Here is a 19,753-nt window from a genome sequence, read left to right on the forward strand (position 1 = left end):
AGCGCATGGAGTGCCGTCCGTGAAAAACCTTCTCACCGATATTGCCGGCGTGCGCGTCGGTCATGCCGACGACGCCAAGCTCGCCTCGGGTACGACCGCGATCATCTTCGATTCCCCGGCGGTGGCAGCGATCGACGTCCGCGGCGGAGGCCCCGGCACGCGTGAGGTCTCGCTGCTCGATGTCGCCAACACGGTCGAGCGCGTCGACGCGATCGCGCTGTCCGGCGGCTCCGCCTTCGGGCTCGATGCCGGCGGTGGCGTGCAGGCCTGGCTCGCCGGACAAGGCCGCGGCTTTCGAATCCGCGAGGCCGTGATCCCCGTCGTGCCCGGCGCGATAGTGTTCGATCTGCTCAATGGCGGCGACAAGGCCTGGGGCCGCTTTTCGCCCTACCGCGATCTCGGCTACGCCGCGGCCGCGGCCGCCGGCACCGATTTTGCGCTCGGCAGCGTCGGCGCCGGCCTCGGCGCCACGACGGCCACCTTCAAGGGCGGGCTCGGTTCGGCGTCGGCCGTGACTGCGAACGGCGTCAAGGTCGCCGCGATCATGGTCGTCAACGCGGTCGGCAGCGTCACCGTCGGCGACGGGCCGTGGTTCTGGGCCGCGCCGTTCGAGCAGAACGGCGAGTTCGGCGGGCGCGGCCTGCCGCCGAAATTCACGCCGGACATGCTGGCGATGCGCATCAAGGGCGGCCCGGCCGCAAGCGAACGCGAGAACACCACGATCGGCCTCGTCGTCACCGATGCCATCCTGACCAAGGCGCAGGCCAAGCGGCTCGCGATGATCGCGCAGACCGGAATGGCCCGCGCCATCTACCCCGTGCACGCCCCGCTCGACGGCGACGTGCTGTTCGCGGCGGCCACCTGCGAGAAGCCGATCGAGCCGCTGGTCGAGCTCACCGAGCTCGGCATGGTCGCTGCCAACGTCGTCGCGCGCGCGATTGCGCGCGGCGTCCATAGCGCGACCGCGCTGCCGTTCGCGGGCATAGTGCCGGCGTGGAAGGATCGGTTCGGCTAGCGGCGTGGCCGCTGCGTAGGTGCGCTCCCTCGCCGCGCTTGCGGGGAGAGGTAAGGCGTCAGCGCTATTTAGTTCGGACTAGCCGAGCTCACACGCTCATCGACATCGTTGAAGACGGAGTCGCGGACGAGGCCTGCCCCTGGCGCTGCATGAGCTGCGCAAACAAGTCGTAGGCCGAGTTGCCGGCGCTTGATGCACCCGGAACCGTCGTCGACATCTTGAATCCGTCGGCGTAGGTGACGGTGGTGGTGGTCGAGCCGTCGGCGTTGGTCGTCGTGGTCGAGGTCGACCCGCCGCTCGATTGCGACGACGAATCCGAGCCGCTGCCGGACGCATCGCCCGAGCCGCTCGCGCCCTGGGCATGGTGGCCATGATGGCCGCTCTTCAACGCCTTCGACATCTCGTCAACCGTGACGCTGCCGTCGGAATTCGCGTCGAGCTTCGAGAATACGTCATCGGCCTGCGCCAGGTTGGTGCCGCCGGCACCCAGCGCCTTCTCGAATTCCGACTGGGTGATCTTGCCGTCGCCATCCGCGTCGATCTGCGAGAACAGATGCTTCAGCGCATCGTCCCGGCTCATCGAGGAGGTCGAGCCCGTCGAGGTCGAGCTGGCGGAGGTGTTCGTGCTGTCCGACGACTGGCTTTGCGCAGCGAGCAGTGCGCTCATCGTCTCCGGCGCGATCTGCGGACAATTGCCCGAGTTGACCGACGAGGTCGCGCCGGTCGTCGAGCTGCTGCCGCTGTCGATCGCGAACGGATTCGTTGCGCCTTGCGAGGATCCCGTCTTCTGCGTCGACGACGACGATTTCGAGTTCGTCAGCGACTGAATCGCGTCGAGCGCAGCCGAGACGGCACCGAGGGCGAACAACATTGCACAACTCCAACCGATGCGGCATGCCGCAGCCAATGTCCTGAACGGAGGTCAGCAAGCGTCGTGCCAGCACGAAAAGCTCAATGAAATCCGGCCTGACCGTGTCTTGCGAAACCGGGGAACACCGGCAATTCATGCCGCAGGCGGCAGAATTTTCCGCCCACAAGAAGCAGGCCTCCCTGCATTGCCCGGCGCAAATGCCCATGTTAGGCGAGGCCAATCCTCCTTCGGCCGCCACGGGAAACCGCGCCCAATGACCCAAGCCCTCAGCCCCCGCCCCCTGGCAATCGCGCCCTCGATCCTGGCCTCGGATTTCTCAAAACTCGGCGAAGAGGTCCGCGCGGTGGACGCCGCCGGCGCCGACTGGATCCATCTCGACGTGATGGACGGGCACTTTGTTCCGAACATTTCTTATGGCCCCGACATCATCAAGGCGATGCGCCCGCACACGAAGAAGATCTTCGATGCGCACCTGATGATCTCGCCCTGCGACCCCTATCTCGAGGCGTTTGCAAAAGCCGGCTGCGACCACATCACCGTGCATGCCGAGGCCGGTCCCCACCTGCATCGCTCGCTTCAGGCGATCCGCGCGCTCGGCAAGAAGGCCGGCGTCTCGCTCAATCCGGGCACGCCGATCAGCGCGCTAGAATATGTCATCGACCTGATCGACCTCGTGCTGGTGATGTCGGTCAATCCCGGCTTCGGCGGCCAGGCCTTCATCCCCTCCGCGATCGGCAAGATCCGCGACATCCGCGCGATGACCGCGGGCCGCCCGATCGACATCGAGGTCGATGGCGGCGTCGGCCCTGACGTCGCGGGCGCGCTGGCTGCCGCCGGCGCCAACGCGTTCGTCGCCGGCACCTCGGTATTCAGGGGCGGCACGCAGGAAGCCTACAAGACCAACATCGCCGCGATCCGCAACGCGGCGCTCGGGGCGCGCGGCGAAGCGATCTGAGCTGCGCGGCAGCAGTTGCGGAGAAGCTGCGGCTCTTGCGGGGTGCAGCGCGCAGTCCTTAAGATTGCAACCTGAATCCGTACTCCTCCGGACTTCCCTGATTCGTGCAAATCACAGCAAGTGATTCCTGCCTGTTTTGGCGGGAGCACATCATGACGACGACCCTGGTTTGGATTGGCGTGGCGTTGTGGCTTGGTTTTGGTGCATTCGTTGTGTTTGGCCCATCGGCCGGACCGGTGAAGGTCCCGGCACGTTCGGCACGCATCATCCGTCGCGACAGGGCGTGACGCCCGTGCAGATCGCGATCGTGAAGCGCCAGCCGAAGCGCAGGTGCCGCATCCCGCGGCGCCCGCATCCGAGCCTCGACTATTTCTTCGGTCGTCTCGAACGCACCGAAGGCGAGATGCGCGACAACGCCGGGGCCGAGATGGTGGACCTGGATCGCCCATTCCGGTCACGCGCCGGCATTGAATCTTTTTCCGGATTGAACCGATGAAACCGCACTGCCCGAACTGCCTGAAGGAAATGACCAAGGGGCCCGCTTCGCCTAACCTCTTCAATTGCGAGCCCTGCCGCGAGATCGTCCAGTACTTCGGTGGCAGCGCGGATCACGGCGAAGCCGGCCCGCACTTCTCCTGGCCCATCCGCCGCAAGGGCGTCGCTCACGCAGCCTGATCCGGCCAGCAGGACGAGGCCTATCCTGTCGCCTCGTCCGTATCCGCCTCGGCCGCATCCGCGGCCAACCGCGGCGGCCGCACCACGGTGACGGTGCAGGTCGCTTCCGAGGCCACCTTGGCCGAGACGCTGCCGAGCAGCGTCCGCCTGAACGAGCCCTGCCGCGCGCCGATAATGACGTGGTCGACCTGGTTGACCTCGGCGAACTCCAGCAGCGCGGCGGCGGGGTCGATCGCCTCCAGCACATGAACCGACAGCCGGCTCTCGTCCAGCTTGAGCGGCGTGGCCCAATGCCTCAGCGCCACCAGGCGGTCGACATGCTTGTTCGAGCCCTGCTCGTCCAGCGTCCGGTCGACGGCGATGCGGTTGAGCTTGAGCACGTTGACGCAGGCGAGCCGCGCTGACGGCAACGTTGCGAGAATGCGTTCGGTGGTGACGCGCAGCGCCTCGTTGAGCTCCGGCGCGCCTTCCGCGGTGTCGAGCGCGACCGCGAGGATCGGGCTCGATGCGATCTGCGCCGCGACATCGGCCTTCGCGCGCGGCTGCATGACGCCCTGGTTGAACCGGCGCCGCCAGGCGACGCTCAAGGAGTCACGCTTCAACCGCTCCGAGCGTGCGGTGAGCTTGACCTGGTCCGGATGGGTGAGATCGAAGGCGAGCTGCGCGGCGGTCGGGTAGCGCCAGCCCGGCTCGATCTCCAGACACCGCAGCACCACCTCCTGGAGCCAGGGCGGATAGTCGGCTCGCAGCGTGCGCGGCGGATGCGGATCGCGCCACAGCCTCCGCCGCATCGCGCGCAACGTCTCGCCCTCGCCGAACGGCCGCTCGCCGGTGGTGAAGAAATAGAGCAGCACGCCGAGAGAAAACAGATCGCTGCGCGGATCATCGCGCACGCCCAAAAGCCGTTCCGGCGCCATGTAGGGCGCGGTGCCGTAAGGCAGGCGGAACTCCTCCTGCAACAGGTCGGGCAGATGGTTGTGGTGCGACAGGCCGTAATCGATCAGGACCGCCTCGCCAGAGTCGCGGAACATGATGCTGCTCGGCTTGATGTCGTGATGGATCACGTTCTGCCGGTGGAGGTCGGCGAGCGCGGTCGCGATCCTCGCCACCAGCGACCGCGCCTCCTCGTAGGGCAGCGGCAGGTCGGGCAGCCGCTTGTACAGCGTGGTCCCCGGAATGCGCTCGATGACGACATAGGCCTGACGGGCGAAATCGCCGGTGCCGAAACAGGCCGGCACATGCGGTCCTGCGAGCCGCGGCAGGATCATCATCTCCATCTCGAAGGAGACGATCGCCGCCGGGTCCTCGCCTTCGGACACCCGCGGGATCTTCATCAGCAGCGGGGTGTCGATGCCGGGATGGGTAACCATCCACAGCGTCGCCATGCCGCCGGCATGGACGCATTCGCCGATGGTGTAACCGTCGATCTCGGCGCCGGGCTTGACCAGGGGTATCGGCATCGCTGTCAGCGTCCCTCCGACAGCCGGTCGGCGAGCCAGGGCGGCAGGCCGTTCTCGCGGATCCGGCTCGCCGCGCTCGCGATGTCATAGGGCGCGCGGCAATAGGTGATCTCGCACGAGACCGTGTCGAACAGCACGAAGGCCGCGGACGGATCGCCGTCGCGCGGCTGGCCGACCGCGCCGAGCACGGCGAGCCATTGCCGCCCGCGCAGGAGCGGCACGGAGACACCGGTCTTGGGCACGAGGCTCGTCATCTTCGCCGTCACCGACATCGAATAGAGCGCGGGACGGTGGATGTGGCCACAGAAGGTGACATGGGCGGGCGTCGAAATCAGGCTCTTGGCGGCATCCGCCGTCGAGCGGATATAGTGCCAGCGCTGGGGACTCGAGGCTTCCGAGTGCACGAACAGACGGTCACCATCCTCGACCAGCATCGGCAGCTCGGCGAGGAACCGGCGCTGCGCTGTGTCGAGCCGCCCCCGCGTCCATTCGATCGCGATCTGCGCCTCGGCGTTCATGGTCTCGGCCGAGGAATTCACAGCCTGGTCGTGATTGCCACGCACCGCGACGGCGCCATGGGCCACCAGCTCCATTGCGGTGTCCACCACCCACTCCGGGTCGGCGCCATAGCCCACGAGATCGCCGAGCAGCACGAACCGCTCCGCCCCGCGGGCCCGCGCGGCCTTCAGGCAGGCATCGAACGCCTGCCGGTTGCCATGGATATCCGAGAAGACAGCTAGGAGCACGCACCCTCCACCCTCGAAGGCTATCTGGACGCCGATAAAGCCAATTTGAGGGACGTCAACAAGATGCGCCAGCGCCGGGCTATTTTCCAGCGCGCCGCTTGCGGCCATGGTGAAGAGCCTATTGCTCGTCCTTCGGCGGCATCCGGGGCGGCGGCAGCGGCGTGAAGACGGCGCCTTGCGCGCCGGCCGGCGGGGCGTTGAACTCACCGGTCGAGGAATCGCCGCCAGACGTCTCGAGCACGGCCTTTGGCGTCACATATTCCCGGACCATGTCGATGAGGCTGCCGTCGCCGCCGCCGAAATCCGCCGCGCGCCCGCCCTGCGGATGCCCGGCCGCGATCTCGTTCTGCGCAGCGTGGGTCTTGTCGGCCAGCCTGTCGTTGTAGGGCACGCGGAAGGCCCGCGGGATGCCGCTCGGGCGGTTGTCCTCATCGAGCTCCTCGATCCAGAAATAGATCGAGCCCGGGTCGCCCGCCAGCGAATGCGGCTCGACGATGCGCGCCTGGAGCAGCTTGAACGAGGTCGGCATCCGCTCCGCGCTGGCCCAGCCGAGCAGGGAGCGCATGCCGCCGAAGCTGACGACATAGAATACGCTGGTCACCACCACGGCGGTCGCCTTCAGCGACCAGTGGAGGCGGGCATAGACCAGCACGACCAGCAGCAGCGCACCGATCACGGCGTAGGCGATCGACAGCGTCAGGATGACCTGTTGCAGATCACTCACGGCGTATCCTCACACCGGTCTTCGGATCGATGTCGCCGCCGTTGCGCCAGGTGCTGCGGAACGTCTCCAGCAGCGATTTCGGCCGCTGATCCACGTTGACCACCTTGCCCTCGGCATCGAGCCGGAACCGCACCGCCGTCTTCTCGTCGCCGGTGTGGTCGAGCGTCAGCTTGTTGTCGAAGACGACCTGCGCGGTCGGATTGAGCTTCTGCACCTTCACGTTGGCCGAGACGGGCTCGCCGGTCGTGGCCTGGAAATGCGAGACGTTGACGGTGTATTCGCCGGCGACGATGCCGCGCACCGTGACGATCTCCTCGCGAATGGGCGAAGCGATCTTCTTGCCGTTGACCGTGATGAAATCGTTGGCGCCGCCGCGATCGTCACGGTCGAGCGTGAGGAATCCGGCCTCGCGGTGCCGGTACCAGGCGATGTTGCCGGCGGGATCCTGCACGAACAGGTCGAGATCGTCGGGGTGATTGTCCGGCCAGTCCAGCGTGATCATAAACTCGGCCTTGGAGTCGATCTTGCCGTCCTTGGCATCCGGGGACACCGCGAGCAGAGCGAGAAAGAACAGGAAGGCGATCACCTGGAGCGCCTTGAACAGCATCACGCCCAGCGGATCGAACGACTCCTCGCGCGGATAGAGACCGAAATCATCCATCATGACGGCGTTCCAGAGCCGGCGTGACGTAGGTCTCGGTCAGCACGACGGCGTCCGAGAACACCCGCTGGGTCGCGGCGTCCAGCATGTAGTACTGGATCCGGACCAGGATCGAGCCGATGAGACCCGCGAGCGTCGTGTACATCGCGACCGCCATGCCGTCGCTCATCATCCCCATCGAGGAGCGCATCGCGACCTTGTCGGCGGCGTCCAGCCCCGCGATCGGCGCCAGCATGATGATGAAGCCGATGATGGTGCCGAGCAGGCCGAGCTTCATCAGCGTGTCGGAGACGAAGGCGCCGAACCCGTTGGAGCCGCGCAGGCGGTCGGCGAGCGTCCGCAGCAGCAGCGTCTGGTCGACCCGGCGGTAATCCTGCGCCGCAGCCTTCGTCACGAGGCTGTCGATGTGATCCCGTACCAGGCCGCGCGGCAGCGAGTTCGCGCTGGCGTCGAGAGCCTTGCTGCCACCGGTCGCCGCCAGCACCGCGCGGCAGCGCCGCGCCGCCGCCCCCTCACGCGCGATCGCCCGCGTCCGCAGGAAGCAGTGACCGCAGGTGACGATGTAGAGCACCGCGATCACGCTCGAAATGTAGGTCCGGTCCGAGGTGAGCATCAGATGGATCAGCCCGAACCGCCACAACAGGATGACGGCGAAGATGGAAAGGCCTGTGAAGATCATCCAGAACAGGAGCGCGCTCCGCTCGGCCGGGTCGGCCGGTTGCCGTGCGGTCGGTCCAATCGTGATCGAGCTCATGCTGCATCGCTCCGGGCCTGCAACGATCTTTCGTCGCGGATTAGATCAAAGTCGCCGCGCCCGGTCCAAAGAGCCATGCCCAAATCGGCTTGGGAAATTTGCCCGAGCAGCAGTCCTGCCCTTCCCCGAGAATTGGCAAGGCGCGGCGACGTTGTTACTGTGAGCTTAGCAAACGTTGGGGGTGATCGCATGCGTCTCGTGCTCCAGCTCGTCGCCCGCCTGCTTCTCATCGTCGCGCTCTGCCTGGGGGCGGCCACGATATGGGCTACGTTCGACGCCTATCGCAGCGTCGACCGCGCGACCGCGGCGTCGGCGCAGCGTGTCGCGAAGGCGCTTCAGGCGCTGTACTGGCACGAGCTGTTGTTGCGCAGCAACAGAATGCGCGAGCACCTGCTGCCGGTTCCCGACTGGCGCACGATCGAGACGATGAAGCTGATCTCGCCCGGCGTATGCGTCGAGTTCCAGCCGGCGGCCGCATTTGAGAAGCCGCTCTGCGGCCAGAACCAAGGCATCGGCAAAATCCCGCCGCGCTGGTTCGCAGCCATCGTGCCGACGTTCCTCGGCAGCCATGCCGAGGTGGTGCGCCCTGTCAGTCCCCGCGCCGCGGCGGCCGGCACGGTCGTTGCGACACCCGATGCCGCCGCCGCGATCTCGCTGGCCTGGGAGTACATCCTCAACGTGGTCGATGTCGCGCTGTTGATGTCGGCGGCGATCGCGCTGCTCGCCTCGCTCGCAATCGCACACGCGCTGGCGCCGGCGCGCGCGATCGTCACCGCGTTGCAGCGCATGGCACGCGGACAGTATCGCACGAAGCTGCCGCGCTTCCGCTCGATGGAGCTCGCAATGATCGGCGAGGCCGTCGGCGAGCTCGGCGCGCGCCTGGAAGAGGCGACCGAGCAGCGCGCGGCGCTGACAAGGCGACTGATCGAGATTCGCGACGACGAGCGGCGCGCGCTCGCCCGCGAACTTCACGACGAGTTCGGACAGAACCTCTCGGCCATCCTCGCCTTCGCCAACACGATCGAGACCGCGGCCGCAAGGGAGAGCAAGGACAACGGCACCGCACAGGATGCACGCATGATCTCGCAGGCGACCCACCGCATCATGGCGTCCTTGCGCGACACACTGAAGCGCCTGCGCAATCCCCTGCCCGAAGAGCTCGGGCTCGAGGCGAGCCTCGTCAATCTCGTCGACCGCTGGCGCTCGCAGAGCGCGGCGCAGCCGACGATCCAGCTCGATCTCAAGGGCGACCTCGCCGACATCAGCGGCCCGGCCGCCACCACCGCCTATCGCGTCGCCCAGGAGTGCCTGACCAACGCGCTGCGCCATAGCGCGGCCCGCGAGATCTCGTTGCACATCGAGCGCCGTTCCGGCGAGGATGATGCGCTTCTGATCCGGGTCGAGGATGACGGCGGCGGCGATGCCGAGCGCGTGGCGCGCTCCGCCGGCTTCGGCCTCACCGGCATTCGCGAGCGCGTCGCGGCCGCCGGCGGCTCACTGTCGATCCTCCCCGCAACGCGCGGCCTCAGCGTCGCCGCCACGATCCCGCTCGCGGCATGAGGCGGGCATGACCGAGGTTGCGGCGACAGGCATCTCCGTACTGCTGGTCGACGATCATCCGATCGTCCGGCAGGGCTATCGGCGCGTGCTGGAGAGCCAGGGCGACCTCCATGTCGTGGCGGAAGCCGACAATGCAGCGGACGCCTACGGTGCCTTCAAGGTGCACGATCCCGACGTCGTCGTGATGGATATCTCGATGCCCGGCGCGAGCGGGCTGGAGGCGATCCGCAACATCCGCGCCCGCAGCCCGCGTGCGCGCATTCTCGTCTTCACCATGCACAACGAGGCGGTGCTGGTGAAAGCCGCCTTCAGCGCCGGCGCCAGCGGCTTCGTCACCAAGAGCAGCGAGCCGTCAGCAGTCGTCACCGCGATCCGCAGCGTTGCCCGCGGCGAGCGCGCCATGAGCGACGACATCGCCCATGTGCTGGCCGAGGACAGCCTGTCGCCGACCGGCTCGGTGCTTGATCAACTGGGTGAACGGGAAATCGAGATTTTGCGCCAATTCGCCGGCGGCGCGACGACCGAGCAGATCGCCTCACACCTCAATCTCAGTGTGAAGACGGTTCAGAACTATCACTATCTCATCAAGACCAAGACCGGCGCACGCACCGACGCGCAGCTCGTGCGACTCGCGGCAACGTGCGGGCTGACGAAGATCTAGTGCTTCGCAGCCCTGTACGAGGCACCCAAAGCACCTTCTCCATCGGCCATATGCTACCGCACGGCGTTCCGACCGCCTCCCCAACGAAGAACATCCAGTCTTTCCCAGACCATGCTAAGCTGGTTCGCGCGCGACATCTGGCACAAGGTCGGCGACTGTCTATCGGGCTCGGGTTTTTCAACGCGAGCCCATTTGAACTGCTCCTCAGAAGCCGCCTCGTTCCCGTTGTGTGTTTTGCACGACAACAGGAGACGCTTCCATGAACATCAGGGACAGTCTTCTTGCAACACTGATTGCTTCGGGCATTCTTGCGGTGGCCCCGTCAGGTGAAAGCTCCGCGATCGAAGCGAAAAATCAGATCACCATTCTTTATGATGCCTTCGGCACAAATGACGCGATGACAAAAGACTGGGGCTATTCAGCCCTCGTCGAAATCGCGGGAAAGCGCATCTTGTTCGATACGGGCGATAACCCCGAGATCTTCGCGGCAAACGTGAAGGCCAAGGGGGTCAACCTCTCCGACCTCGATTTTGTCGTTCTTTCGCACCGTCACTCCGATCACATGGCCGGTCTGTCCTACGTCCTGAGCGTCAATCCGACCGTCAAGGTCTATGCCCCAAAGGAGGGATTTGGCATCTACGGCTCGTCGCTGCCGTCCAGCTTCTATCGGAAGGACGAGGCGCTGCCGCCGGAGATGCGGTACTATGCTGGCAAGCCCCCCGAGGTGATGAAGTTCGGCTCGGCATGGGCCAACGCAAATTTCGAACTGATCGACCAGACGACCGAGATTGCTCCCGGGATCACGCTTATCTCGCTGATCTCCGATGCCCCCGGGACCAAAGAACTCAAGGAGCTGTCCTTGGCCGTCAACACTGCAGACGGAGTGGTCCTTCTGGTCGGTTGTTCGCATCCCGGGATCGAGCGCATCGTCGAGGCGGCGACCGCCATCAATCCCAGGATTCATCTCATCGCGGGTGGATTTCATCTCGTCGTTGCGCCTGACGAGATGATCGCGAAGGTCGTCACCGCGCTGAAGGACAGGTTCAGGGTCGACAGCATCGCGCCGGGACATTGCACCGGTGAGCCGACTTTTGCCGCGCTCAAGAAGGCATTCGGCGACAATTATCTCTATGCCGGCCTCGGCACGTCGATTCCGCTCGGAACGACTGCTGGCACGAATGTCAGACGCGGGGAAGGTCCGACGCCCGAGGACCTCACGACATATCGCAGACTGGCCGCTCGTGAAGACCCGTTCGGCATATTGCGGTCGCGCAGCCTGCGGTTGGGATCGAATCTCTAGCGCATAGGTGCGTAGTTCGTACCTTTGTACGAGCTGCGCGGAACGGAACCGAGGCCGTCACGCTGTGGTTAGTAGAGGAGTGAAGGAGTAGCGCCATGAGTAAGGCTAATCACAAGGCAGTCCCTCATCCCCCGATCATCACGGTCGGCGAGCTCATCGACGAACTTTGCCGCTTGCCGGATACGGCCGTCGTCAACTTCCGCTGCCCCATGCTCGATCAGGAGCTGACATTCTACCGCCTTCGCAAGCGGTCAAAGGACGTCGTCGAAATCGCAGTCAATGCATACCCGGAAAGCCCGCCGGTTGTGCCGTCGACCCGCGCCGCGTTGCACGCGCGCAGACACGCGGCTCCCTCGCCGCCGCTGCGCGATGACGCGCTTCTTCACAAGGCGAGAGGGTGAAGTCTTACTCAAAGGTATGGCGTCCGATTGTCTGCCCTAAAGGGGCCGCCTCACTTGGCGGTCGCTAAAAGTCTCTTCGATTCTTCCGAGAGCGGTCGCACGCACCTCGACCAAGACGTTAGTGTCCCAATCTGCCTCTGCGACTGTGTGACCCACAGGCGGTATTGCATGCTTCGGCAGTCGACTTCTCCCGATGGGAAGTGGAACCAGGAAGCACCGTTCCGCACTTTGAAGTGGGCGTGCCGGTCTAGGCCTGCAACCCGCGCAGCAGCAGCGCCAGCGTCGCGTCGACGCGTGCGGGCAGATCGGCATCCTTCCACTCGTCGGCATGGGCCGGATGGTGGAAGCGACTGGTGGCGTCGAAGATCGCGCGTGCGGTGGCCTTGGTGTCGGTGACACTGAAAACGCCCTGCTTCACGCCGTCGGCGAGGATCGCCGACATCTGGTCGATCAGACCATCCTTGTGGCACTTCACCGCCGCGCAGGCTTCGCGCGCCAACGTGAGATAGGTCTGGAACATCTCGGGATCGTCGCAGACGCGCTCGCGCTTGGCGGCGAACAGCGTGCGCAGCCAGCGGTCGAGCCGCTCCGGCGCGGGACCAGCAGCGTCTTCAGCGATCTGGCGCAACGGCCCGTCGATGCGCTCGAGCCAGCGTTTGGCCACCGCCTCGCGCAGCGACGCCTTGCTCGGAAAATGCCGGTAGACGCTGCCATGGCTCACATCGAGCGCACGAGCAACATCGACCACGGTGGCCTTGGCAAGTCCGTAGCGCCGAAGCACGTCCTCGGTGACTTCGAGGATCCGCTCCGGCGTCAGTACAACGGCTTCATTCATGCCAGCACCATGTTCCCGCTAAAGGGCTCAGTTACCCGGCGATAGGACCACTTCCGAAGCGGCCGCGCCGGTCGTTCGGAAGGCTCTCGCCTTAATGAGGCAGTTTTGCAGCCTGCGCCGCGATCTGGCGCGCCACCAGCAAATTGAGCCAATGCCCAATCGTCCCGGTGAAGTTGATGATTTCGGTCGTCATTTTCTTATTCTCCATTCGTCCGCGGCCCTCGCCCTTCAATTGCGTCCCTCGATCCGTGACTGTTTCGGATGTTGGGGCCCCAGGAGGTGACCGCGGGACGCCCAAGTGGAGCGTCCCAGAACGGATATACACGTCACGCTGACAGATTTCAATATCTGTCAGTCAATGATCCGTGATTGACAGTTAATTTCTGAGCCGTCGGTTAGGGCCGAAACGGCCGCGTTCGGCGCGTGGCTTCCGGTCATCCCCCGCTACCTCGTCCTGGCCGTTTGTTTCGCCCTCCCCGCTCTGCTAAATCGCGGCGTAAAAAGCATTTTGGCCGGAGCCGCGCCCCTTGCCTCCCATGGGGCGCCCCCGCCCCACCTTCTGGAGCCGTCAGATGATTCCCCGTTATACTCGCCCGGAAATGGCCTCGATCTGGGAGCCGCAGACGCGGTTCAAGATCTGGTTCGAGATCGAGGCGCATGCGGCGGACGCGCTAGCCGAGCTCGGGACGATCCCGAAACAGGCTGCCAACACGGTCTGGGAAAAGGCCAAGAACGCCACTTTCGACGTCGCCCGCATCGACGAGATCGAGCGCGAGACCAAGCACGACGTCATCGCCTTCCTCACCCATCTCGCCGAGATCGTCGGCCCCGAGGCGCGCTTCGTGCACCAGGGCATGACCTCCTCCGACGTGCTCGACACCTGCCTCAACGTGCAGCTCACCCGCGCCGCCGACCTCTTGCTCGCCGACCTCGACAAGGTGCTGGCGGCGCTGAAGAAGCGCGCCTTCGAGCACAAGATGACGCCGACCATCGGCCGCAGTCACGGCATCCATGCCGAGCCGGTCACCTTCGGCCTCAAGCTCGCTTATGCCTATGCCGAGTTCTCGCGCGCCAAGGAGCGCCTGATCGCGGCGCGGAAAGAAGTTGCGACCTGCGCCATCTCCGGGGCCGTCGGCACCTTCGCGCAGATCGATCCGCGCGTCGAAGAGCATGTCGCCAAGGCCATGGGCCTGACGCCGGAGCCGATCTCGACGCAGGTGATCCCGCGCGACCGTCACGCGATGTATTTTTCGACGCTCGGCGTGATCGCCTCTTCCGTCGAGCGCCTCGCGGTGGAGATTCGCCATCTCCAGCGCACCGAGGTGCTGGAGGCCGAGGAGTTCTTCTCCGAAGGGCAGAAGGGCTCGTCCGCGATGCCGCACAAGCGCAACCCGGTGCTGTCGGAAAACCTCACCGGCCTCTCGCGCATGGTGCGCGCCTATGTGACGCCGGCGCTGGAGAACGTCGTGCTCTGGCACGAGCGCGACATCTCGCACTCCTCGGCCGAGCGCATGATGGGCCCCGATGCCACCGTGACACTCGACTTCGCGCTGGTGCGCCTCGCCGGCCTGATCGACAAGCTCCTGGTCTATCCCGCCAACATGCAGAAGAATCTCGACCGCCTCGGCGGCCTGGTGCATTCGCAGCGCCTGCTGCTTGCCTTGACGCAGAAGGGCGCGAGCCGCGAGGACGCCTACAAGCTTGTGCAGCGCAATGCGATGCCGGTCTGGCGCGGCGAAGGCGACTTCCTCCAGCTCCTGAAGAAGGACGCCGAGGTGAAGAAGTATCTCACCGACGCCGAGATCGAGGAGCAGTTCGACCTCGGCTACCACCTCAAGCACGTCGACACGATCTTCAAGCGCGTGTTCGGGGAGTCGTAACCCCCTTGGTCACAATCTCCAGATTCCGGGTTCGACGCTGGCGCGTCGCCCCGGAATGACGATACGGTAGCTCAAGAATCCCAGAGAACGGACCCTCCCCATGCCCATCGTCAACCGCATCGCCGCCCTCTCCGACGAAATGGCCGCCTGGCGCCATGACTTCCACGAGAATCCCGAGTTGCTCTACGAAGTCCACCGCACCGCCGGCATCGTCGCCGACAGGCTGCGCGAGTTCGGCTGCGACGAGGTGGTGACCGGCATCGGCCGCACCGGCGTGGTCGGCGTGATCCGCGGCCGCAAGAGCGCGTCCGGCAAGACCATCGCCCTGCGCGCCGACATGGACGCGCTGCCGATCATGGAAACCGCCGATGTACCCTACGCCTCGAAAGTCCCCGGCAAGATGCACGCCTGCGGCCATGACGGCCACACCGCGATGCTGCTGGGCGCCGCAAAATATCTCGCCGAAACGCGCAATTTCGACGGCACCGCAGTTCTGATCTTCCAGCCCGCCGAGGAAGGCGGCGGCGGCGGCAAGGCCATGGTCGAGGACGGGCTGATGACGCGCTGGAACGTCCAGGAGGTCTACGGCATGCACAACATGCCGGGCCTCGCCGAAGGCCATTTCGCGACCACGCCTGGTCCGATGCTCGCCTCCTCCGACAACATCCAGATCACCGTCTACGGCAAAGGCGGCCACGCCGGCGCCGGCCCCCACAAGGCGGTCGACAGCGTGCTGATCGGCTCACAGATCGTCAACGCGCTGCAGTCGATCGTCGCGCGCAATGTCGATCCGCTGAAATCGGCGGTCATCTCCGTCACGCAATTCCACGCCGGCACCGCCTTCAACATCATCCCCGAGGTCGCCGAGCTCAGCGGCACCGTGCGCACGCTCGATCCCGAAGTGCGCGATCTCGTCGAGCGCCGCATCGGCGAAGTCGCCGACAGCGTCGCGCGCGCCTATGGCGGCTCGGCCGAGACGAAGTACACGCGCATGTATCCGGTGACGATGAACCATCCGCGCGAGGCCGGCATCGCCGCCGATGTCGCGCGCGACATCGTCGGCGCCGAGCGCGTCAACGAGAAGTTCATCCCGATGATGGGCGCCGAGGATTTTTCGTTCATGCTGGAAGCGCGCCCCGGCGCGATGATCCTGGTCGGCATGGGCGACGGCAACGAGTGCCACCATCCGGCCTACGTCTTCAACGACAACATCCTCGGCCACGGCGCCTCCTATTGGGTGCGCCTGATCGAGACGAGGATGCCAACGGGCTAGACTAAACCAGAACCGCATTCGCAGTCGCTCCAGCCCGGGTGAGGACTTGGCCGTCGTAGTTCAAGAAGCGAGGGCGGAAGCGACACCCGGGAGGGTTCTCGCTAGGTTGCAGCAAGGTCCCGGATATCGCCGCGCTCATCCGGGCTACGATGCCGTCTCGACGCGAGCGCTTAATTGCACACTTCCATCTGTCCACCATAGTATCCGGCCGTGTTGAGGCCGGATTTTTGCCCCACCAGTCTGCACCCACTCCTGACTGGACGGCAGCCTGCTTGGTTACAGATCATCTGACCGCTGACCTGCGGCTTGGAAGGAGTGGCCTCATCTAGCTTCCGTTCGCCGTCCCGCTTCCTCGCGTCGTCGCGCGTCGCGACCGGCTTCTTGTCCTGGACCTTCTCGCATTCATTGTCGTCGCTGACGCGATAGCCGGCACGGCAGGTGATCTTGACGCATTGATCGCCATCGGCCCTGAAGCCGTGATCGCAGACCAGCGGGCAGACGCGGCTCGGCTTGGCCTTCAGCGCATCCAGCGCGTCGGTGCTCGCAAGCTTCGCGTCGAACTTGGTACCGGCGTATTTGTTGAACAGCGTCAACGAGCGCTGCGCCGCCGAATTCCATTCACCACCAGCGCCTGAGGTGAGACAGCCGACGCGCCGCAATTCGAGCTGTACGGATTTCGCGAGATCGGCGTCGGACAATGCGGAATTTGGCCCCGTGGCCAGCGCAGCGACCTTCTTGTCAGCCTCGCTTCCGTCCTGCTTTGGCTTGGCCGCAGCTTCCGCTGCCGCGCGCTCGGCCTGCTGCTTTGCCGCGAGATCCGCGGCCGCCTTCTCGGCCACCTGCTTGTCGGCGGCGGACTTCGCGGCCGCAGCCTCGGCCGCCTTGCGCTGCCGCTCGGCCGCTTCCGCTTTGGCCTGCTCAACCTGCTTCTGTTTCTCGGCCGCGACCCTCGCGTCTTCGGCCGCCTTCGCCGCCGCGGCGGCCTTTTCCAGCTCCGCCTTCTGCGCGCGCTCCGCCGCGAGCCTTGTCTTCTCCTGTTCGGCCAGACGCGCCTTCTCGGTCGCCGCCGCGCGCACCTCTTCGGCGGCGATCTTGTTCAACTGGCCCTTGGCCAGATTGGCATAGAAACCCTCCGGATATTGCGCCAGAAACGCTTCCCAGGCGTCGCGCGTGGCGAGCTGGAGCGCGAGCTCATAATCCCTGCGAATGGCATCCTGCGGATTGGCCTGCGGGCCGGTCGCGGCCGGCTTCGCCGGCACCAGCGCCACATCGTCGCCGCCCAGCGAGCCATAAACATACGGCTCCTGCCTGTTACCGGTCGTCTTCAAGACGTCGTCACGCACGAAGCCGAACGCCTTGCGCAGATCTAGCCCGGGCTTGGGCAGATGATCGACCAGCGCCGTGGCGAACGGGCTATTTCCGGTGTCACCGTCGGATGCCGTCGATCCCGCCTTGGCCGAAAAGGCGATCATCGTGTTCGGGCTGGTCGGCTCGATCTTGGCGAGCCCGCGGCCGATCGCACGCGGGGCGACCGTGCGCTTCATGGTCTTGGCGAAGGGGTTGTCGCGGCAGGCATCGAGGATGACGAGACGCAACCGCTTCGCCGGCTCGACCGCGAACAACGCGCGATCGAGCGCGACCGTCTCGTCCAGAACGTCGCCGTCGGTCTCCAGCGTGGCGTCGGTCGGGATGAGATAGTTGTTGCCGTCGAGTTCGATGCCGTGGCCAGCGTAGTAGATCACCGCCATGTCGGCGTCGCGGACCTTGCCGGCAAACTCACGCAGCATCCGCCGCATCTCGGCGGCATTGAGGTCCACCTTGACGTCGACCGCATCGAAGCCGGCCTTCCTGAACATGTCGCCGATAAGGCCGGCATCGTTTGCCGGGTTCGCGAGCCTCGGCACGTTCTTGTAGGCGGAATTGCCGATGACGAGCGCGACGCGCTTCTCAGCCTGCGCGGGCGCGCAGGCGAAGAAAGCTGCAAAAATCAATGCACAGAATAATCGAATGATGTTCACGCTAATCACCTGCGGGCCTTGATGCACGGCACAGAATCGGTCGTTACGCAAAACTAATTGCACACCTCTTGGCCTACACCGGGGAGTTGGACCCTTCCAGGGATAACTCCACTGCCCAGCCGGCACCCTTTTTGCACCGGGCGACAGCCTGTCTGAGTGCAAATAATCTGCCCACTCGCCTCAGGCTTGGCCGGTGAAGATTCGGTGGCCTTCCGCTCCGTATCGCGCTTCCTTGAATCCTCGCGCGTCGCGACCGGCTTCTTCTCCGGAATCTTCTCGCATTCGTTGTCGTCGCTGACGCGATAGCCGGCGCGGCAGGAGATCTTCGTGCACTGATCGCCATCGGCCCTGAAGCCGTGATCGCACACGAGCGGGCAGACGCGGCCCGGCTTTGCCTTCAGCGCATCCAGCGCGTCGATGCTCGCAAGCTTCGCGTCGAGCTTGGTGCCGGCATATTTGTTGAACAGCGTCAGCGAGCGCTGCGATGCGGCGCTCCAGTCGCCGTCAACGGCGGCGGAAAGGCAGCCGACGCGGCGTAATTCGCTCTGCACGGATTTCGCCAGATCGGCCGCCGATAGTGTGGACGCGGGCGCCGGCGAAAGCGCCGCCACTTTCTGGCTCTCGCTCTCGGGCATCTGCCGATCGGCTGTCTGTTTTGCGGCCTGCTCGGCGGACGCCTTCTCCGCGGCCTGCCTGGCGGCAAGCTCGATTTTGGCCTTCTCCGCCGCCTGCTTCTCGGCAAGCGCCTTCGCGGCGGCAGCTTCGGCCGCCTTGCGTTGCTGCTCGGCCGCTTCGGCTCTGGCCTGCTCGACCTGCTTGGCCTTCTCGGCGGCGATGCGCGCGTCCTCTGCGGCCTTCGCCGCAGCGGCGGCCTTTTCCAGCTCCGCCTTCTGGACGCGTTCGCTGGCGAGCCTTGCCTTCTCCTGTTCGGCCAGACGCGCCTTCTCGGTCGCCGTGGCGCGCTCCTCTTCGGCCGCAATCTTTTTCAGTTGCACGCGGGCCAGATTGGCATAGAACCCGTCGGGATAGGCCTGCAGAAACGCTTCCCAGGCCTCGCGGAGGCCGGCCTGCAACGCAAGCTCGTAGTCGCGGCGTACGCTGTCCTGCGGATTGGCCTGCGGGCCGGCCGCGGCGGGCTTCGCCGGCACCAGCGCCACGTCATCGCCGCCCAGCGAACCATAGACGAACGGCTCCTGCTTGTAGCTCGTCGCCTTCAGGACATCGTCGCGCACGAACCCGAACGCCTTGCGCAGATCGAGGCCGGGCTTCGGCAGATGATCGGCCAGCGCCGTCGCAAACGGACTGTTCTTGGAATCGCCATCGGAGGCCGTCGAGCCGGCCTTCGCGGCAAAGGCGATCATGGTGTTCGGGCTGGTCGGCTCGATCTTGGCAAGGCCGCGGCCGATCGCACGCGAGGCCACCGTCCGCTTCATGGTCTTGGCGAAGGGGTTGTCGCGGCAGGCGTCCAGGATGACCAGCCGAAGCTGCTTCGCCGGCTCGATGCTCACCAGCACACGATCAAGCGGGAACGCCTCGTCGTAGACGTCGGTATCGGTCTCGAGAGCGGCATCGATCGGAATGAGGTAGTTGTTGCCATCGACCTCCATGCCGTGGCCGGCATAGTAGACGACCGCGACGTCGGCATCGCGCGCGCGGGTGCCGAACTCGCGCAGCGCCTTGCGCATCTCGGCGCCGCTCAGATCCTGTTTAACATCGACCGCGTCGAAGCCAGCCCTCTTGAACATGCCGCCGATCAGGCCGGCATCGCTCACGGGATTAGCGAGCCGCGGCACGCTCTTGTAGGCGGAATTGCCGATCACGAGCGCGACCCGCTTCTCGGCATGAGCCGGTCCGCAAGTCAGCCAGATTGCAAAAATCAATAAACCAAAAAGCCGAAACGGAATCACTGCAGTCCCCCCGGATGCAATTCCAGAACACACTATTCACAGCATGGCCGAAAGCAA

Annotated in this window: 21 protein-coding genes; 12 read left to right on the forward strand and 9 right to left on the reverse strand. The window is 65.4% G+C overall.

Annotated features, from left to right (window positions below):
• Positions 1 to 19: 19 nt before the first annotated feature.
• The gene (locus tag K289_RS0116465) at positions 20 to 1,015 is read left to right on the forward strand and encodes a P1 family peptidase (protein WP_027552538.1); all 996 of its coding nucleotides are present in this window, start codon (positions 20 to 22) and stop codon (positions 1,013 to 1,015) included.
• Positions 1,016 to 1,103: 88 nt separating this feature from the next.
• On the opposite strand, the gene K289_RS0116470 is transcribed toward K289_RS0116465, so the two are convergent.
• Complete coding sequence (locus K289_RS0116470; protein ID WP_027552539.1) at positions 1,104 to 1,886, reverse strand: EF-hand domain-containing protein; 783 nt, start codon at positions 1,884 to 1,886, stop codon at positions 1,104 to 1,106.
• 83 nt (positions 1,887 to 1,969) lie between these two features.
• Here K289_RS0116470 and K289_RS50490 point away from each other — a divergent pair, with 83 nt between their 5' ends.
• The 5 genes from K289_RS50490 to K289_RS0116485 all read left to right on the forward strand — a co-directional run bounded on the left by K289_RS50490 (position 1,970) and on the right by K289_RS0116485 (position 3,516).
• Positions 1,970 to 2,143: a hypothetical protein gene (locus K289_RS50490; protein WP_156918007.1), complete on the forward strand. Its 174-nt coding sequence runs from the start codon at positions 1,970 to 1,972 to the stop codon at positions 2,141 to 2,143.
• Positions 2,140 to 2,841, forward strand: a complete 702-nt coding sequence (gene rpe, locus K289_RS0116475; protein WP_027552540.1) for a ribulose-phosphate 3-epimerase — start codon at positions 2,140 to 2,142, stop codon at positions 2,839 to 2,841. The genes K289_RS50490 and rpe overlap by 4 nt, the downstream gene beginning before the upstream one ends.
• Before the next feature lie 152 nt (positions 2,842 to 2,993).
• Entirely contained in the window at positions 2,994 to 3,128 is a 135-nt protein-coding gene (locus K289_RS52845; protein ID WP_256380004.1) for a hypothetical protein, read from the forward strand.
• A 5-nt stretch (positions 3,129 to 3,133) separates the two neighbouring features.
• Positions 3,134 to 3,337, forward strand: a complete 204-nt coding sequence (locus K289_RS44520; RefSeq protein WP_051310621.1) for a hypothetical protein — start codon at positions 3,134 to 3,136, stop codon at positions 3,335 to 3,337.
• Positions 3,334 to 3,516, forward strand: a complete 183-nt coding sequence (locus K289_RS0116485; RefSeq protein WP_027552541.1) for a hypothetical protein — start codon at positions 3,334 to 3,336, stop codon at positions 3,514 to 3,516. The genes K289_RS44520 and K289_RS0116485 overlap by 4 nt, the downstream gene beginning before the upstream one ends.
• Before the next feature lie 20 nt (positions 3,517 to 3,536).
• On the opposite strand, the gene K289_RS0116490 is transcribed toward K289_RS0116485, so the two are convergent.
• The 5 genes from K289_RS0116490 to K289_RS0116510 form a co-directional block, all read right to left on the reverse strand.
• On the reverse strand, positions 3,537 to 4,976 hold the full coding sequence (locus K289_RS0116490) for a bifunctional serine/threonine-protein kinase/universal stress protein (protein ID WP_027552542.1): 1,440 nt from the start codon (positions 4,974 to 4,976) through the stop codon (positions 3,537 to 3,539).
• Positions 4,977 to 4,981: 5 nt separating this feature from the next.
• Complete coding sequence (locus tag K289_RS0116495) at positions 4,982 to 5,722, reverse strand: metallophosphoesterase (RefSeq protein WP_027552543.1); 741 nt, start codon at positions 5,720 to 5,722, stop codon at positions 4,982 to 4,984.
• A gap of 118 nt (positions 5,723 to 5,840) precedes the next feature.
• A complete protein-coding gene (locus K289_RS0116500) occupies positions 5,841 to 6,446 on the reverse strand; it encodes a hypothetical protein (RefSeq protein WP_027552544.1) in 606 nt (201 codons plus the stop codon).
• Entirely contained in the window at positions 6,439 to 7,110 is a 672-nt protein-coding gene (locus tag K289_RS0116505; RefSeq protein ID WP_027552545.1) for a hypothetical protein, read from the reverse strand. The genes K289_RS0116500 and K289_RS0116505 overlap by 8 nt, the downstream gene beginning before the upstream one ends.
• Positions 7,100 to 7,861 (reverse strand): MotA/TolQ/ExbB proton channel family protein, encoded by a 762-nt coding sequence (locus K289_RS0116510; protein WP_027552546.1) that lies wholly within the window; start codon positions 7,859 to 7,861, stop codon positions 7,100 to 7,102. The genes K289_RS0116505 and K289_RS0116510 overlap by 11 nt, the downstream gene beginning before the upstream one ends.
• A gap of 189 nt (positions 7,862 to 8,050) precedes the next feature.
• Between K289_RS0116510 and K289_RS0116515 the strand changes: the two genes are divergently transcribed.
• The 4 genes from K289_RS0116515 to K289_RS0116530 all read left to right on the forward strand — a co-directional run bounded on the left by K289_RS0116515 (position 8,051) and on the right by K289_RS0116530 (position 11,783).
• Positions 8,051 to 9,421, forward strand: coding sequence for a sensor histidine kinase (locus K289_RS0116515; RefSeq protein ID WP_027552547.1), 1,371 nt, complete (start codon positions 8,051 to 8,053; stop codon positions 9,419 to 9,421).
• A gap of 7 nt (positions 9,422 to 9,428) precedes the next feature.
• Positions 9,429 to 10,082, forward strand: coding sequence for a response regulator transcription factor (locus tag K289_RS0116520; protein ID WP_027552548.1), 654 nt, complete (start codon positions 9,429 to 9,431; stop codon positions 10,080 to 10,082).
• Positions 10,083 to 10,341: 259 nt separating this feature from the next.
• A complete protein-coding gene (locus K289_RS0116525; RefSeq protein ID WP_027552549.1) occupies positions 10,342 to 11,382 on the forward strand; it encodes an MBL fold metallo-hydrolase in 1,041 nt (346 codons plus the stop codon).
• A 95-nt stretch (positions 11,383 to 11,477) separates the two neighbouring features.
• Positions 11,478 to 11,783 carry a hypothetical protein gene (locus K289_RS0116530; protein WP_027552550.1) on the forward strand — a complete coding sequence of 102 codons (306 nt, stop codon included), beginning with the start codon at positions 11,478 to 11,480 and terminating at the stop codon, positions 11,781 to 11,783.
• Between the two features lie 247 nt (positions 11,784 to 12,030).
• On the opposite strand, the gene K289_RS0116535 is transcribed toward K289_RS0116530, so the two are convergent.
• The gene (locus K289_RS0116535) at positions 12,031 to 12,618 is read right to left on the reverse strand and encodes a TetR family transcriptional regulator (protein ID WP_027552551.1); all 588 of its coding nucleotides are present in this window, start codon (positions 12,616 to 12,618) and stop codon (positions 12,031 to 12,033) included.
• A gap of 572 nt (positions 12,619 to 13,190) precedes the next feature.
• Between K289_RS0116535 and purB the strand changes: the two genes are divergently transcribed.
• A complete protein-coding gene (purB, locus tag K289_RS0116545) occupies positions 13,191 to 14,498 on the forward strand; it encodes an adenylosuccinate lyase (protein ID WP_027552552.1) in 1,308 nt (435 codons plus the stop codon).
• A 100-nt stretch (positions 14,499 to 14,598) separates the two neighbouring features.
• Positions 14,599 to 15,771, forward strand: a complete 1,173-nt coding sequence (locus tag K289_RS0116550) for a M20 aminoacylase family protein (protein ID WP_027552553.1) — start codon at positions 14,599 to 14,601, stop codon at positions 15,769 to 15,771.
• A 170-nt stretch (positions 15,772 to 15,941) separates the two neighbouring features.
• Here the strand turns inward: K289_RS0116550 and K289_RS44525 are convergent, their stop codons facing one another.
• Entirely contained in the window at positions 15,942 to 17,789 is a 1,848-nt protein-coding gene (locus K289_RS44525) for a caspase family protein (RefSeq protein WP_035684952.1), read from the reverse strand.
• A 53-nt stretch (positions 17,790 to 17,842) separates the two neighbouring features.
• Positions 17,843 to 19,669, reverse strand: coding sequence for a caspase family protein (locus K289_RS0116560; protein WP_371260824.1), 1,827 nt, complete (start codon positions 19,667 to 19,669; stop codon positions 17,843 to 17,845).
• Between the last annotated feature and the right edge of the window lie 84 nt (positions 19,670 to 19,753).

The sequence above is a fragment of the Bradyrhizobium sp. Cp5.3 genome (assembly GCF_000426265.1).
In the GTDB taxonomy this organism is placed as follows: domain Bacteria; phylum Pseudomonadota; class Alphaproteobacteria; order Rhizobiales; family Xanthobacteraceae; genus Bradyrhizobium; species Bradyrhizobium neotropicale.

Coding starts and splice junctions, on each gene's coding strand:
- K289_RS0116470 (WP_027552539.1), bottom strand. CDS start 1,886: ATGTTGTTCGCCCTCGGTGCCGTCTCGGCTGCGCTCGACGCGATTCAG.
- K289_RS50490 (WP_156918007.1), top strand. CDS start 1,970: ATGAAATCCGGCCTGACCGTGTCTTGCGAAACCGGGGAACACCGGCAA.
- rpe (WP_027552540.1), top strand. CDS start 2,140: ATGACCCAAGCCCTCAGCCCCCGCCCCCTGGCAATCGCGCCCTCGATC.
- K289_RS52845 (WP_256380004.1), top strand. CDS start 2,994: ATGACGACGACCCTGGTTTGGATTGGCGTGGCGTTGTGGCTTGGTTTT.
- K289_RS0116485 (WP_027552541.1), top strand. CDS start 3,334: ATGAAACCGCACTGCCCGAACTGCCTGAAGGAAATGACCAAGGGGCCC.
- K289_RS0116490 (WP_027552542.1), bottom strand. CDS start 4,976: ATGCCGATACCCCTGGTCAAGCCCGGCGCCGAGATCGACGGTTACACC.
- K289_RS0116505 (WP_027552545.1), bottom strand. CDS start 7,110: ATGATGGATGATTTCGGTCTCTATCCGCGCGAGGAGTCGTTCGATCCG.
- K289_RS0116510 (WP_027552546.1), bottom strand. CDS start 7,861: ATGAGCTCGATCACGATTGGACCGACCGCACGGCAACCGGCCGACCCG.
- K289_RS0116515 (WP_027552547.1), top strand. CDS start 8,051: ATGCGTCTCGTGCTCCAGCTCGTCGCCCGCCTGCTTCTCATCGTCGCG.
- K289_RS0116520 (WP_027552548.1), top strand. CDS start 9,429: ATGACCGAGGTTGCGGCGACAGGCATCTCCGTACTGCTGGTCGACGAT.
- K289_RS0116525 (WP_027552549.1), top strand. CDS start 10,342: ATGAACATCAGGGACAGTCTTCTTGCAACACTGATTGCTTCGGGCATT.
- K289_RS0116530 (WP_027552550.1), top strand. CDS start 11,478: ATGAGTAAGGCTAATCACAAGGCAGTCCCTCATCCCCCGATCATCACG.
- K289_RS0116535 (WP_027552551.1), bottom strand. CDS start 12,618: ATGAATGAAGCCGTTGTACTGACGCCGGAGCGGATCCTCGAAGTCACC.
- purB (WP_027552552.1), top strand. CDS start 13,191: ATGATTCCCCGTTATACTCGCCCGGAAATGGCCTCGATCTGGGAGCCG.
- K289_RS0116550 (WP_027552553.1), top strand. CDS start 14,599: ATGCCCATCGTCAACCGCATCGCCGCCCTCTCCGACGAAATGGCCGCC.